This is a genomic window from Mycobacterium sp. TY814 (assembly GCF_030755175.1).
Taxonomy (GTDB): domain Bacteria; phylum Actinomycetota; class Actinomycetes; order Mycobacteriales; family Mycobacteriaceae; genus Mycobacterium.
Genome location: NZ_JAUFRY010000001.1, coordinates 2,548,601 through 2,562,213, shown reverse-complemented (window position 1 = coordinate 2,562,213; position 13,613 = coordinate 2,548,601). Strand labels below are relative to the sequence as shown.

Sequence of the window (13,613 nt, the reverse complement as noted above, 5' to 3'; positions counted from 1 at the left end):
GAACCGCCCACTAGCTAGGTCACGACCAGAGAGGTCGTGTCATGTCCCCCGGTCATGTTGATCGGCTAAGCCGATACGAACCATAGCGGGAAAACGTCGACAACAAACTATATTCACGTCAAATAGGGGTTAACTCATCCTAATAGTCTCGGAAAGGTCCGCCGAGCTGCATCTGTGACACGCGGGGGACTACCCGGCCCCGCAGTCCTGCGGCACCGGCTGCGAGCAACCATGGTGGGGTGACTTCGGTTCCGGCCCGGTGTGCCGCCGACTGCGCCCGTGAGTGGGGGCGCAGCGGCCTGGCCTACCTGACCGGTCTGCCCACGGTGCGTCCCGACTTCTCCCGCGCCCACGTGCTCGATCACGCCGCGCGCCTCGCCCCGGATGCCGCCACCTGGCTGACCGGGCGCGCCGGCCTGCTCGGGCTGCGCCGCGCCGGACGGGTGTCGGCCGGCGGTGCCACCCACCTCGTTGCGGCACGCGACGGCTGGTGCGCGATCACGCTGTCCCGCCCCGACGACGTCGCCGCCGTGCCCGCGCTGTTGTCGGCCGACGCGGTGGCTGACGATCCCTGGCCCGCGCTGCACCGCTGGGCGGCGGCTGCGCCGGCAGCACTGATCGTCGAGCGAGCGGAGCTGCTGGATATCCCCGCAGCCGTCCTCGGGGAGTGCGCCGCGGCACCGCCGCGGATACGGCAGACGGCGCCGCGCGCGACAGGCACCGGCCCGGCCGGTCTGCTGGTGGCCGACCTGTCCTCGATGTGGGCCGGCCCGTTGTGTGGAAGGTTGCTGGCCCGGGCGGGCGCTACCGTCGTCAAGGTGGAAAGTCCCACCCGGCCCGACGGCACCCGGGCCGGCAACCAGATGTTCTTCGACTGGATCAACGGCGGCAAGTTGTCCTACTGCCTGGACTTCGACCGGCAGGCCGGCGAGTTGCGGGAGCTGCTGACGGTCGCCGACGTGGTGATCGAGGGGTCGCGGCCCGACGCGCTGGCGCGCCGGCGCCTGGGGCCGGACGACATCCCGCCGCGGGCCGGCCGTACCTGGCTGCGGATCACCGGACATGGGCCGCAGTCGCGGCGACCGGCGTTCGGCGACGACGCCGCGGTGGCCGGCGGGCTGGTGGGCGCGGGACCGGTGTTCTGCGGGGACGCCATCGCCGACCCGCTCACCGGGCTGGAGGCCGCACGGGCGGTGCAGGAGTCGCAGAACCGCGGCGGCGGCGAGCTGGTGGAGATGGCCATGGCCGCGGTCGCCGCGACCTATGCCGCGCTGCCGCTCTGTTCCGCGGGCCGTGACCGGCCGGTGCTGGCGCCGCGGGCGCCCGATGTCACTGCTACCGCCGCCGTCCTGGGGGCCGACAACGACGCGGTGCGACACCTGGTCGCCGGCCGGCGAGGCCGCTCATGCTGATCAAGCGGGCCACCCTGCTGGACGGGACCACCACCGACATCCGGGCGGGTGCGCGGATCGAAGACGTGCGGCCGGACCTGACCCCGCGGCCCGGGGAGGGCGTACTCGACGCCGGGGGCGGTACCGTGCTGCCCGGCCTGCACGACCACCACGTGCACCTGCATTCGGCCGCGTCGGCACTGGACTCGCTGTCCGTCGGGCCGCCCGCTGTGCGAACCAAAGACCAACTGGCGCATGCGCTTTCGAATGCCGTGCCGGGTCCGGACGGGTGGATCCGCGCCGTGGGCTACCACGAATCGGTGGCCGGGGAACTGGACCGGACGGTGCTCGACGCCGTCCGGGCCCACGTTCCGGTGCGCGTCCAGCACCGCAGCGGGGCACTGTGGATGCTCAACTCCGCGGCGCTGGGTCGCGTCGGGCTCGCCGGCCATCCCGACGGCCGGCTGCGCAGCGCCGATCCGTGGTCGAAGGCGCTGCAGCGCCGAGAAACCGACCTGGCCGAACTGAGCCGGCGGATCACCGCCACCGGGGTCACCGGGGTCACCGACGCCACGCCCGACCTCGACGTCGAAGGTCTGGTGTCGCTGATGATGGCGCACCGCAGCGGCCAGTTCCGGCCCGGGGTGCGAGTGCTGGTGCCCGGCAAGAAGATCCTGCACGACGACCGCCTCGACCTGGAGGCCCTGACGGAGTGGATCGGTGACCGGCACCGCTCCGGGCAGCCGGTCGCCGTGCACTGTGTGACCGCGGCGCAACTCGTCGTCACGATCGCCGCCCTGCGCGCCGCCGGCAGCCATCCGTTCGACCGCATCGAACACGCGGCGGTGGTGCCCGACGACAACCTGGCCGACCTGGCCGACCTCGGTGTCACCGTGGTGACGCAGCCCAATTTCGTTGCCGAGCGCGGTGATCAGTACCTGGCCGAGGTACCGGAACACGAGCAGGGGCAGCTCTGGCGGGTCGCTTCACTGCTCGAGGCGAACATTTCCGTGGCGCTGTCCACCGACATGCCGTTCGGCGACGGCGATCCGTGGGCCGCGATGCGGGCCGCGGTGTGGCGCACCACGCCCAGCGGCCAGGTGCTCAACGCGCGCGAACGTGTCTCGGCCAGGACGGCGTTGACGATGTTCCTGGGCTGGTCGGATCGCCCGGACCGGCCGCGCACCGTCGAGATCGGCGAACCGGGCGACCTCTGTGTGCTGTCCGAGCCGCCCGCCGCGGTGCTGGGGGAACTCGATGCGGGGCTGGTGGCCGCGACGCTGATCCGGGGCGAACTCGTCTACTTCGCGATGTGACTGAACAGGGCCGGCCGCAACGCATCGCACTGCAAACGGAAAAACCGTTGCGCCACCGGGGCTTTCGAAGCCACGAAGTCGAATCCGTGGAAGGCGCCCGGCACCAGGTCCACCTGGCACGGCACCCCGGCCTCGACCAGGCGGCGGGCGTACTCGATGTCCTCGTCGTGAAACAGGTCATGAGTTCCGACGCCGATCCAGGCCGGCGGCAGGCCGCCGAGGTCGCTGCGCCGGGCGGGCACCGCGACGGCCGGGTCGGCTCCGCCGAGATAAGAGGTCCAACCGAACTCGTTGGCCCGGGGATCCCACAGCCGGTGACGGGGGTTTGCCGGCGCGGATGAACTGCGGTCGTCCAGCATCGGGTACACCAGCAGCTGGAACGCCGGGCTGATTGCGCCGCGGTCGCGCGCCAGCAACGCCAGGGCGGCCGCGAGCCCGCCGCCGGCGCTGGCTCCGCCGATCGCCACCCGGCCCGGGTCCACCGCGGGCAGGCCGGCCAGCCACCGCAGCGCCGCATAGCAGTCCTCCAGCGAGGCGGGGTAGGGGTGCTCGGGTGCCAGCCGGTAGTCCACCGACGCGACCGTGATCCCCAGCGCTCTGCTGAAACGGCGGCACACCGGGTCGTCCTGCTGGGCCGAACCGACCACGTATCCACCGCCGTGAATCCACAACAGCGCGGGCGTCGGCCCGTCGCCGCCCGCGGGCCGGTAGAGCCGGACGCCGGTGCCCGATGCCAGCGTCAGCACTTCGACGTCCCGGGGCGTGCGGCCCAGACCGAGCCGGGTCGCGCGGCGCATCAGCGGCAGTGTGCGCGGGCCGACGATGCGCCGCGGCGCAAAACGCGCGATCCGTCGCAGATCGGGGTGGACGTCGTCATTCAAGGGCATCAGCCCAGTATCCAAGCGGTGCCATCCCAGCGTGCTTCGGCACCGAATAGTCGGCATGGACTTTCGCGTTCGCCGCGCGTAACTCTTGACAACGGCGTGTGTAGCCGGCCTCGGATTGGGGTATCGATGGGTTTGTCGGTGGACGCGGTTTTGCCAGCGGCCGCTGCGCGTTCGCGCAACGTGGTCGATCACGATGTGCGAGGAGCGTGCGAATGCTGGGAAATCTGTATGAGCGGGCCCTCGTCGGCGAGCGCTGCTGGATCCGGCACGACGACGGCGAAGTGCGGCTGCTCCCCGCCCACCGCTGGTTGAGCCCCGCGGACCGCGCCGCTCACGAAGGCGACGGCGAGCGCGCATCCGACGAGGCATTCGACGAGGCCGTCGCCCAGATGTGCGCCGGCCCGACCATCGAGCTCGGATGCGGCCCGGCGCGCCTGGTCGCCCGCCTGGTGCAGCGGGGCATCCCGGCACTGGGTATCGACCGCTCGGTGACCGCGATCCAGCTCGCGAGCCGCGGCGGCGCTCCGGCCCTGCTGGGCGACGTGTTCGAGCCGCTACCCGGCACCGGCCGCTGGCAGACGGTGCTGCTGGTCGACGGGAATGTCGGCCTCGGCGGCGACCCGCGGCGCATCCTGGGCCGGGCCGCGGAGTTGCTGGGACGCGGCGGGCGCTGTGTCGCCGAGTTCGATACCCGGGCCATCGGCATCCAGGGCCGCTGGGTCCGGCTGGAGTCCGGACGCGAGGTGGGGCCGTGGTTCCGGTGGGCCTCGGTCGGCGTGGACAGCGCCGCCTCGCTCGCGGCGCAAGTTGGACTTACGCTTACCGGCGTGCGGATGATCGGCGGGAGGGTTATCGCAACGCTGGCTGCGTTGTGAAACCTCGGGTACCTCGCTTTACCAGCCCACTGCGCGGCCCTTGGCTGACGTCGGTGTTCGGCTTGGTGCTGCTGGTTGCCCTGCCCATCATCATTCTGACCGGCCTGCTGTCCTATATCGCCTACGGTCCGCAACTCGGTCAGGCCATTCCCGCCGACGTCGGCTGGCTGCGACTGCCGCTGTTCGACTGGCCCACCCGTCCGTCCTGGCTCTACCGGCTGACTCAGGGTTTGCACGTGGGTCTGGGCCTGCTGATCATCCCGGTGGTGCTGGCCAAGCTGTGGTCGGTGATACCGAAGCTGTTCGCGTGGCCGCCGGCCCGGACGCCGGCCCAGCTGATCGAGCGGGTGTCGTTGCTGATGCTCGTCGGTGGGGTGCTGTTCGAGATCGTCACCGGCGTGCTCAACATCCAGTACGACTACATCTTCGGGTTCAGCTTCTACGACGCGCACTACTTCGGCGCCTGGGTGTTCATCATCGGTTTCCTGATGCACATCGCGGTCAAGATCCCGCGGATGATCGCCGGGCTGCGATCAATGTCGTGGCGAGAAGTGTTGCGCACCAACGTGACCGGCACTCGCGCTCAGCCTCCCGACGACACCGGGCTGGTGGCCGACGAGCCGGCCGCGCCGACGATGAGCCGGCGCGGTGCGCTGGGGCTGGTCGGCTCCGGTGTGCTGCTGCTGGCGGTGCTGACCGTCGGCCAGACACTCGGCGGGCCCGCGCGCAGCGTGGCTCTGTTGGTGCCGCGGGGGCGGGGCCGGGACTTCCCGGTCAACAAGACCGCCTCCGTCGCCGGCATCACGCCGGAAGCGGTGGGCCCCGGGTGGCGATTGACGTTGCGCGGCGGGCCAGCCGAGGTGGTGCTGGACCGCGCCGCGCTGACGCGGCTGCCGCAGCGCACCGCGAGGCTGCCGATCGCCTGCGTGGAAGGCTGGTCGACGGTGCAGACCTGGAGCGGCGTGCCGCTGGCGGAGTTGGCGCGGGTGGCCGGGGTGCCGTCGCCGGGGTCGGCGCACGTGCGGTCGCTGCAGCGGGGCGGCGCGTTCGGCGAAGCCACCCTGGCGGCGAACCAGGTCGGCGACCCGGATGCGTTGCTGGCGCTGCGGGTCGACGGCGCGGACCTGCCCCTGGACCACGGCTATCCGGCCCGGATTATCGTTCCCGCGCTGCCCGGTGTGCATAACACCAAGTGGGTCACCGCCATCGATTTTGAGGTGAAATGACCTACCGGCCAACACTTTTCGCGCGCTACTACGGGGCGCATCCGCTGCATCTGCTGACCATGGTGGCCGGTTTCGCGCTGCTGGGCTACGTGCTGATCGCGCTGCGGCCGACCGCGCTGTGGAATCCGGACAGGTGGTGGCAGTCCGTGGCGGTGTGGTTCGCCGCCGCCGTCATCTTCCACGACCTGGTGCTGTTCCCGCTCTACGCGCTGGCCGACGCGGTCCTGGGGCGGCTGCCGGGCATCCACCGGCGGTCACCGAAAGTTACGGTGCGCAATTACATTCGCGTCCCGGCCCTGGGTGCTGGGCTCACCCTGCTGGTCTTTCTACCCGGGATCATCGAACAGGGCGCCGACACGTTCCATGCGGCAACCGGTCAGACCCAGCAGCCGTTTCTGGGACGGTGGCTGCTGCTGGTCGCCGCGATGTTTGCCGGCAGCGCGCTCGCGTACGTCGCGCGGCTCCTGGTGGCGCGGCGGCGGATCCCGGAACCCGAGAAAGCAACCGGATAATGCTGGGTTATTACCGGTCAGTAGGGGTACGCTCCCCAGCATGACGGCGACCGGACAGTCCAAATCCTGCGTCAAAAGGATGTTGCGGGCCGGTCCTGCCGACTACCTACTGGCCATGAGCAGGGCGGGGGCGTCGCTGCCGCTGGTGGGCAAGAGCCTGGAGCCGTTGGGAACCATCGCCGCGATGAGCCTGTGGGGCATGCGGTTCGCCCCCGAACTGGTGTCCGCGTCGGCCAAGGGCCGCTTCGCTCCGGGCAGCGGTGAACTGCGGCGCCGCGAACGTGAGAGCACCAACGAGGTGTCGATCGCGGCTCTGCGCGGGACGGTGTCGCCCGAGGAACTGGACGCCGAATGGCCGGCCGCCAACCCCACGCCGCCGTTCTGGGAAGCGCTGCGCCGCAGCAAGTACCTGCACCGCCGCGGTGTCCACTACGGGGACCAACCCGTTCAGACCCTCGATGTGTGGCGGCGCAAGGACCTGCCCGCCGAGCCCGCCCCCGTGCTGATCTTCGTGCCCGGCGGCGCCTGGGTGCACGGCAGCACCCAGATGCAGGGGACCGCGCTGATGTCGCGCCTGGCCGAACAGGGCTGGGTGTGCCTGGCGATCAACTACCGGGTCTCCCCGCAGCACCGCTGGCCGCGACACATCACCGACGTCAAGACCGCCATCGCCTGGGCGCGGGCCAACGTCGACAGGTTCGGCGGCGACCGCAACTTCGTCGCTGTGGCCGGTTGTTCGGCCGGCGGGCACCTGGCCGCGCTGGCCGGTCTCACCGACGATGACCCGACGTACCAGGCAGAGCTGCCCGACGGCGCCGACAGCTCGGTGGACGCGGTAGTCGGCATCTACGGTCGTTACTGCTGGGAGGACCGATCGACGCCGGAACGCGAACGGTTTGTGCAATTCCTGGAGCGCGTGGTGGTGCAGCGGTCCATCGCGCGGCACCCGGAGATGTTCCGCGCCGCCTCGCCGATCGCCCAGGTGCACCGAAATGCACCGCCATTCCTGGTGATTCACGGCAGCCGCGATAGCGTGATCCCGGTGGCGCAGGCGCGCGACTTCGTCGACCGGCTGCGTTCGGTCTCGGCTTCACTCGTCAGCTACGTCGAGTTGCCCGGGGCAGGTCACGGCTTCGACATGCTCGACGGGCCGCGCGCGGGTGCGATGGCCCACGCCACCGCGTTGTTCCTCAACCAGGTGCACCGCACCCGGACACAGTTCGCCAAAGAGGTCATCTGAGCGCGAGCCGATTGTAAGGTCGCGCTATGGGTAGGGGACTGCGGTGAAGCGGCTCACCGGCTGGGATGCCGTGCTGCTGTACAGCGAGACGCCGAACGTGCACATGCACACCATCAAGGTCGCCGTCATCGAACTCGATCCGTCGAGCCGCGGCTTCACCATCGACGCCTTCCGTCAGGTCATCGCCGGGCGGATGGACAAGCTGGTTCCGCTGGGCTATCAGCTGATCGACGTCCCGTACAAGTTCCACCACCCGATGTGGCGGGAGAACTGCGACGTCGACTTCGAATACCACATCCGGCCGTGGCGCCTGCCCGCTCCGGGCGGCCGCCGCGAACTGGACGAGGCCGTCGGCCAGATCGCCAGCACACCGCTGGATCGCTCCCACCCGTTGTGGGAGATGTACTTCGTCGAGGGCCTGGCCAACGACCGTATCGCCGTGGTGCTCAAGATCCACCACGCGCTGGCCGACGGGGTCGCCTCGGCGAACCTGATGGCCCACGGCATGGACCTCATGCCGACGCCGCAGGTGAGCTCGTACACGCCGGACCCGGCGCCCAGCAAACGCGAGCTGATCAACACCGCGTTCGTCGACCACATGCGGCACATCAAACGCATCCCCGCCACAGTCCGCTATACCGCGCAAGGCATCCGGCGGGTGCGGCGCAGTTCCCGCAAACTCTCGCCGGAGCTGACCATGCCGTTCACCCCGCCCCCGACATTCATGAACCACATGCTCACCCCGGAGCGCCGGTTCGCCACCGCCACCCTGGCGCTGGCCGACGTGAAAGAGACCGGCAAGAAGCTGGGTGCCACGATCAACGACATGGTGCTGGCCCTGTCCAGCGGCGCCCTGCACCAGCTGTTGCTGCGCTATGACGGCAAGGCGGTACCGCTGCTGGCGTCGGTGCCGGTCAGTTTCAACTTCGACCCGGAGCGGATCTCGGGCAACTACTTCAGCGGCATGATGGTCGCGCTGCCCTCGGACCTCGACGACCCGTTGCAGCGGGTGGCGGCCGCGCACGACAACGCCGTGTCCGCCAAGGAGAGCCACCAGTTGCTCGGGCCGGAACTGATCAGCCGTTGGGCCGCCTACTGGCCGCCGTCGGGCACCGAGGCCATGTTCCGCTGGCTGTCCAGCCGCGACGGGCAGAACAAGGTCCTCAACCTGAACATCTCCAATGTGCCGGGTCCGCGGGAACGCGGCCGGGTGGGCGGTGCGCTGGTCACCGAGATCTATTCGGTGGGGCCGTTGACCGCGGGCAGCGGCTTGAACATCACCGTGTGGAGCTACGTCGACCAACTCAACATCTCGGTCCTGACCGACGGCGCCACCCTCGACGACCCGCACGAGGTGACCGAGGCCATGATCGCCGAATTCGTCGAAATACGCAGGGCAGCTGGACTTTCCGAAGATCTGACCGTCGTCGCGGAGGCGATGGCGCAGGCCTGACCCGTCGTTACATCGACCGGCCGATCCGTCACGCCGGCCGACGGCTACCATCGCACTGTGAGCGACGAAGCTAACACCGAACCCGAGGTCCTGACCGAAAAGCGGGACCGGATCCTGATCATCACCATCAACCGTCCCAAGGCCAAGAACGCGATCAATGCCGCGGCCAGTCAGGGGCTGGCCGACGCGATGGACCGCCTCGACGAAGACCCCGACCTGTCGGTGGCGATCCTGACCGGCGCCGGCGGATCCTTCTGCGCAGGCATGGACCTCAAGGCCTTCGCCCGCGGTGAGAACGTCGCGATCGCCGGGCGGGGTCTGGGCTTCACCGAGCGCCCGCCCGCCAAGCCGTTGATCGCGGCGGTGGAGGGTTACGCGCTGGCTGGTGGCACCGAACTCGCGCTGGCCACGGATTTGATTGTGGCAGCCAATAATTCGGCGTTCGGCATCCCGGAGGTCAAGCGTGGCCTGGTGGCCGGCGGCGGCGGATTGCTGCGGCTGCCTGAGCGCATTCCGTATGCGATCGCCATGGAGCTGGCGCTGACGGGTGACCAGCTGTCCGCCGAGCGCGCACACGAGCTGGGCCTGGTCAACGTGCTGGCCGAACCGGGCGGGGCGCTGGACGCCGCGATCGCGCTGGCCGAGAAGATCACCGCCAACGGTCCGCTGGCGGTGGCCGCCACCAAGCGCATCATCACCGAATCCAAGGGCTGGACACTGGAAAACCGGTTCACCAAGCAGATCGAGATCCTCGCGCCGATCTTCATGTCGAACGACGCGAAAGAGGGCGCGATCGCCTTCGCCGAGAAGCGTCCGCCGCGCTGGACGGGCACGTAACCGCTCAACGTCGGCCGGGCGCCGGCACTCCCTCGGCATGGGTTACACTATCGGCAAGATTTGTAACGGTCGTGGATCCTAGAGGGATCGAGGAATGAGCGTTTCGCTGCTGCTGGAGATGGCTGCGTCGGGTAATCCCGAGCGCACGGCGCTGGTGGCCGGGGATCTGCGGCTGACCACGCAGCAGCTCAGCGATCTGGCCGACGGCGGCGCCGGAGTGCTGGCCACCTCCGGCGCGCAGCACGTCGTGTACGTCGGCACCGGCGGCGCCTTGCTGCCGCTGCTGCTCTTCGCCTCGGCGCGAGCCGGACTGCCGTTCACTCCGCTCAACTACCGGCTCTCGGCCGAAGGCATTCAGGCCCTGATCCACCGGCTGCCCGAACCGCTGGTGATCGTGGATGAGCGCTATCGCGCCATGATCGGCGACGCCCGGGCGCTGAGCTCCGAGGAGTTCCTCGCGCTGGCCCGCAGTACCGAAGCAGCTGTGGAGTTCGCCGACCCGGACTCGGTGGCCGTGGTGCTGTTCACCTCCGGCACCACGTCACAACCCAAGGCAGTCGAGCTCACCCACAACAACCTGACCAGTTACATCACCGGGACGGTCGAATTCGACTCCGCCGCAACAGAGGACGCCGCGCTCATCTGTGTGCCGCCCTACCACATCGCCGGCGTGGGCGCCGCGCTGTCCAACCTGTACGCCGGCCGAAAGATGGTGTATCTGGCCAACTTCGACCCCCACGAGTGGGTGCGGCTGGCCAACGACGAGCGAGTGACCACCGCGACCGTGGTACCGACCATGCTGGACCGCATCGTCGCGGTGCTGGAGACCGGCGAGCACAAGCTGACCGCGCTGCGCAACCTCGCCTACGGAGGCTCGAAAGTCGGCCTGCCACTGGTCCGCCGGGCCCTCGAGCTGCTGCCGGATGTCGGGTTCGTCAACGCCTACGGCCTCACCGAAACCAGTTCGACGATCGCGGTGCTGACCCCCGACGACCATCGCGCCGCGCACACCGCCGCCGATGCCGCGGTCGCCAGGCGGCTGGGCTCCGTCGGCCGGCCGGTTCCCGGCATCGAGGTGGAGATCCGCGGCGAGGACGGCACCGTGCTGGGTCCGGGGGAGACCGGCGAGCTGTTCGTCCGCGGCGAGCAGGTGTCCGGCCGCTACACCGGCATCGGCTCGGTGCTCGACGAAAACGGTTGGTTCCCAACCAAAGACATCGCCATGATCGACGAGGACGGATACCTGTTCATCGGCGGCCGCAGCGACGACACCATCATCCGCGGCGGTGAGAACATCGCCCCGGCGGAGCTGGAGGAGGTGCTCATCGAGCACCCGCACGTGCGCGACGTCGCGGTGGTCGGAGTCGAGGATGCGCAGTGGGGTCAGGCGATCGTCGCCGTGGTGGTCCCGCGTGACGGCGTCGATCCCGACCCCGAGGAACTGCGCGAATATGTCCGAAAGAGTTTGCGGGGGTCACGCACGCCCGACCGGGTAGTGTTTCGCGACGAGCTGCCGACCACCGCCACCGGCAAGGTACTTCGCCGGGAGATCATCGAGAACCTAGCAGGGGCGCAATCATGATCAAGAACGGAACCCGCCTGGCCAGCCAGGTGTGTGACACCCAAGTCATCGTCGTCCGCAGCGCGGACAGCCTCGACGACCTGCGCTGCGGCGGGGCGCCGATGGTGGAGATGGGCGCCGAGCGCTCCGGAGAGCTCGACCCGGCGTTCGCCGACGGCAGCGTGATGGGTAAGCGCTACGTCGACGAGACGGGCGCCGAGGTGTTGGTGACCAAGCCCGGCGCAGGCAGCCTCAGCGTCGGCGACACCAAGCTGGCTCTCAAAGAGGTCAAGCCGCTGCCCGCCAGCGACTGACTAGCCGTTCGGTCCGGTTGCGCCGGCCTTCCCGAATGGTCCGGCGGTGCCACCCTTGCCGCCGGTGCCGCCGGTGCCGGTGGTGAAGCCGGTGCCACCGGTACCGCCACCTCCGCCGGGTCCACCGTTGCCGATGAAGAAGGCGTTGCCGCCGGTACCGCCGTTGCCGCCGGGACCGCCGGAGGTGCCGGCGCCGCCGAGGTTCTGGCCGCCGGCGCCACCATAGCCGCCCCAGCCGCCGCTGCCGAACAACATGCCGCCGTCACCGGCACCGCCTCCTTGGCCGCCGGCCGCGCCGGCCCCGACCGCGGTGCCCGTGCCGCCGGCCCCGCCGAACCCGCCGTCCCCGCCCAAACCGATCAGCTTGCTGTTGGAGCCGTGACCGCCGCTCCCGCCCATGCCACCGGCGGCCCCGGCACTACCGATGCCGCCGTTGCCGCCGGCGCCGCCGGCGCCATTGCTGCCGGAGATGATCCCGCTGCTGCCGGCGTTGCCGCCGTTGCCGCCGCGACCGGCGACAGAGGTAGCACCGGTGGCCCCGCCGCCGTCCCCACCGTGACCGCCCGTACCGCTGCTACCGAACAGCCTGGCGGACCCGCCCTGGCCCCCGTCGCCGCCGTGACCGGCCGGGCCGAAGGGATTGCTCGCGCCGCCGGCACCGCCCGGCCCGCCCCAGCCGCCATTCCCGAAGAGCAGCCCGCCGTTGCCGCCGGCGCCGCCCGCGCCGCCGTTGCCCGGCGCGCCGAGGCCGTTGAAGGTGCCGCCCCAGCCGCCGTTGCCGCCCGTGCCGATCAGCCCGGCGTCACCGCCGCGGCCACCGAACCCGCCGTCGCCGATAGCGCTCGGCACGGCGCTGCCGCCGTCGCCCCCGTTGCCGAACAGGAACCCGCCGTTAGCGCCCGCCTGTCCTACACCCCCGCTGCCACCATTGCCGCCGTCGCCGATGAGCAGGCCGGCCCTGCCGGCGAGGCCGCCAGTTCCGCCGACAAATCCGGTGCCGCCGTCGCCGCCGTTGCCGATCAACAGTCCGGCGCTGCCCCCGTTGCCGCCGAAGCCGTTGGTGGCGCCGATCCCGCTGTTCCCACCGGCGCCGCCGTTACCGAACAGGAAGGCATCGCCGCCGTTGCCGCCGATACCCGCGGTGGCGGGGCTCCCCAGGGTGACGGAGCTGCCGCCGGCGCCGCCGGCCCCGCCGTTACCCCAGAGGAATCCGCCGGCCGCGCCGGTGCCGCCGTTCCCGGCGGGCGTCAGGACCAACCCCCCGACGTCCCCGCCGGCCCCACCGGCTCCGCCGCTGCCCAGCAGCCAGGCGCGGCCGCCGTTGCCGCCGCCGGCGGCGGCGGCCCCGACGTTGCTGCCGCCTGCGCCGCCCGCACCGCCGTTTCCGTACAGCCACCCGCCGGTGCCCCCGGCGCCGCCGGTGCCGGCGGGCGTGGCCGGTACGCCGTCGTTGCCGGAGCCGCCCCGGCCGCCGTTACCGATCAACCCGGCATCCCCGCCCCTGCCGCCAGCGCCGTTGAATCCGTTGCCGCCGTTGCCGTAGAGCAGGCCGCCGGCGCCGCCGTTCGGGTTGAGCGCCGTCCCGTCGGCCCCGTTACCGATCAGTGGGCGGCCCAGCAATGCCTGGGTCGGCGCGTTGATGACGTCGAGCAGCGGTTGCAGCGGCCCGAGATTCGCCGCCTCGGCCGCCGCGTAGGCGTTGGCCCCAGCCGCCATCGCCTGCACGAACTGTTCGTGGAAGGCCGCCGCCTGCGCGCTGAGTGCCTGATAGCCCTGCGCGTGCATACCGAACAGGGCTGCCACCGCCGCGGAGATCTCGTCTGCGCCCGCCGCCAAAACCGATGAGGTCGGTAATGCCGCAAGTGCGTTCGCCTGGGTTATCGACGATCCGATATTCGCCAGATCGGCTGCCGCCGCATTCACAAAGTCTGTTGACGCGAAGACATACGACATCCGATTACCTCCCGATGGGGCGTCCCTGGACTCCGCGTGATTTTAACG

At 70.5% G+C, this 13,613-nt stretch carries 12 protein-coding genes; 10 read left to right on the top strand and 2 right to left on the bottom strand.

All coding sequences use genetic code 11. The features are described from left to right. Nucleotides 1-239: 239 nt before the first annotated feature. A complete protein-coding gene (locus QXH22_RS11325; protein WP_306275603.1) occupies nt 240-1,412 on the top strand; it encodes a CoA transferase in 1,173 nt (390 codons plus the stop codon). After that, a complete protein-coding gene (locus tag QXH22_RS11320) occupies nt 1,406-2,707 on the top strand; it encodes an amidohydrolase family protein (RefSeq protein WP_306243153.1) in 1,302 nt (433 codons plus the stop codon). Before QXH22_RS11325 ends, QXH22_RS11320 begins: the two co-directional genes overlap by 7 nt. Here the strand turns inward: QXH22_RS11320 and QXH22_RS11315 are convergent. After that, complete coding sequence (locus QXH22_RS11315; protein WP_306275601.1) at nt 2,692-3,594, bottom strand: alpha/beta hydrolase; 903 nt, start codon at nt 3,592-3,594, stop codon at nt 2,692-2,694. The genes QXH22_RS11320 and QXH22_RS11315 overlap by 16 nt on opposite strands. Nucleotides 3,595-3,806: 212 nt before the next feature. On the opposite strand from QXH22_RS11315, the gene QXH22_RS11310 reads away from it, so the two are divergent. The 8 genes from QXH22_RS11310 (at nt 3,807) to QXH22_RS11275 (ending at nt 11,612) form a co-directional block, all read left to right on the top strand. After that, complete coding sequence (locus QXH22_RS11310; protein WP_306243149.1) at nt 3,807-4,469, top strand: SAM-dependent methyltransferase; 663 nt, start codon at nt 3,807-3,809, stop codon at nt 4,467-4,469. After that, nucleotides 4,466-5,695, top strand: coding sequence for a molybdopterin-dependent oxidoreductase (locus QXH22_RS11305; protein WP_306243146.1), 1,230 nt, complete (start codon nt 4,466-4,468; stop codon nt 5,693-5,695). The genes QXH22_RS11310 and QXH22_RS11305 overlap by 4 nt, the downstream gene beginning before the upstream one ends. Further along, nucleotides 5,692-6,207, top strand: coding sequence for a hypothetical protein (locus QXH22_RS11300; RefSeq protein WP_306243144.1), 516 nt, complete (start codon nt 5,692-5,694; stop codon nt 6,205-6,207). Before QXH22_RS11305 ends, QXH22_RS11300 begins: the two co-directional genes overlap by 4 nt. Before the next feature lie 40 nt (nt 6,208-6,247). Further along, complete coding sequence (locus QXH22_RS11295) at nt 6,248-7,447, top strand: alpha/beta hydrolase (protein ID WP_306275599.1); 1,200 nt, start codon at nt 6,248-6,250, stop codon at nt 7,445-7,447. A gap of 43 nt (nt 7,448-7,490) precedes the next feature. Then, on the top strand, nt 7,491-8,900 hold the full coding sequence (locus QXH22_RS11290) for a wax ester/triacylglycerol synthase family O-acyltransferase (RefSeq protein WP_306243140.1): 1,410 nt from the start codon (nt 7,491-7,493) through the stop codon (nt 8,898-8,900). Between the two features lie 57 nt (nt 8,901-8,957). Then, complete coding sequence (locus QXH22_RS11285) at nt 8,958-9,737, top strand: crotonase/enoyl-CoA hydratase family protein (protein ID WP_306243139.1); 780 nt, start codon at nt 8,958-8,960, stop codon at nt 9,735-9,737. 94 nt (nt 9,738-9,831) lie between these two features. After that, nucleotides 9,832-11,319 carry a class I adenylate-forming enzyme family protein gene (locus tag QXH22_RS11280; RefSeq protein ID WP_306275596.1) on the top strand — a complete coding sequence of 496 codons (1,488 nt, stop codon included), beginning with the start codon at nt 9,832-9,834 and terminating at the stop codon, nt 11,317-11,319. After that, nucleotides 11,316-11,612 carry a hypothetical protein gene (locus QXH22_RS11275; protein ID WP_306275594.1) on the top strand — a complete coding sequence of 99 codons (297 nt, stop codon included), beginning with the start codon at nt 11,316-11,318 and terminating at the stop codon, nt 11,610-11,612. Before QXH22_RS11280 ends, QXH22_RS11275 begins: the two co-directional genes overlap by 4 nt. Here the strand turns inward: QXH22_RS11275 and QXH22_RS11270 are convergent, their stop codons facing one another. Further along, entirely contained in the window at nt 11,613-13,565 is a 1,953-nt protein-coding gene (locus tag QXH22_RS11270) for a PE family protein (protein WP_306275592.1), read from the bottom strand. Nucleotides 13,566-13,613: the final 48 nt, after the last annotated feature.

What these genes read in the sequence shown, in the direction of transcription:
- QXH22_RS11300 (WP_306243144.1), top strand. Translation starts at nt 5,692, where the DNA reads ATGACCTACCGGCCAACACTTTTCGCGCGCTACTACGGGGCGCATCCG.
- QXH22_RS11280 (WP_306275596.1), top strand. Translation starts at nt 9,832, where the DNA reads ATGAGCGTTTCGCTGCTGCTGGAGATGGCTGCGTCGGGTAATCCCGAG.
- QXH22_RS11315 (WP_306275601.1), bottom strand. Translation starts at nt 3,594, where the DNA reads ATGCCCTTGAATGACGACGTCCACCCCGATCTGCGACGGATCGCGCGT.
- QXH22_RS11270 (WP_306275592.1), bottom strand. Translation starts at nt 13,565, where the DNA reads ATGTCGTATGTCTTCGCGTCAACAGACTTTGTGAATGCGGCGGCAGCC.
- QXH22_RS11320 (WP_306243153.1), top strand. Translation starts at nt 1,406, where the DNA reads ATGCTGATCAAGCGGGCCACCCTGCTGGACGGGACCACCACCGACATC.
- QXH22_RS11310 (WP_306243149.1), top strand. Translation starts at nt 3,807, where the DNA reads ATGCTGGGAAATCTGTATGAGCGGGCCCTCGTCGGCGAGCGCTGCTGG.
- QXH22_RS11295 (WP_306275599.1), top strand. Translation starts at nt 6,248, where the DNA reads ATGACGGCGACCGGACAGTCCAAATCCTGCGTCAAAAGGATGTTGCGG.
- QXH22_RS11275 (WP_306275594.1), top strand. Translation starts at nt 11,316, where the DNA reads ATGATCAAGAACGGAACCCGCCTGGCCAGCCAGGTGTGTGACACCCAA.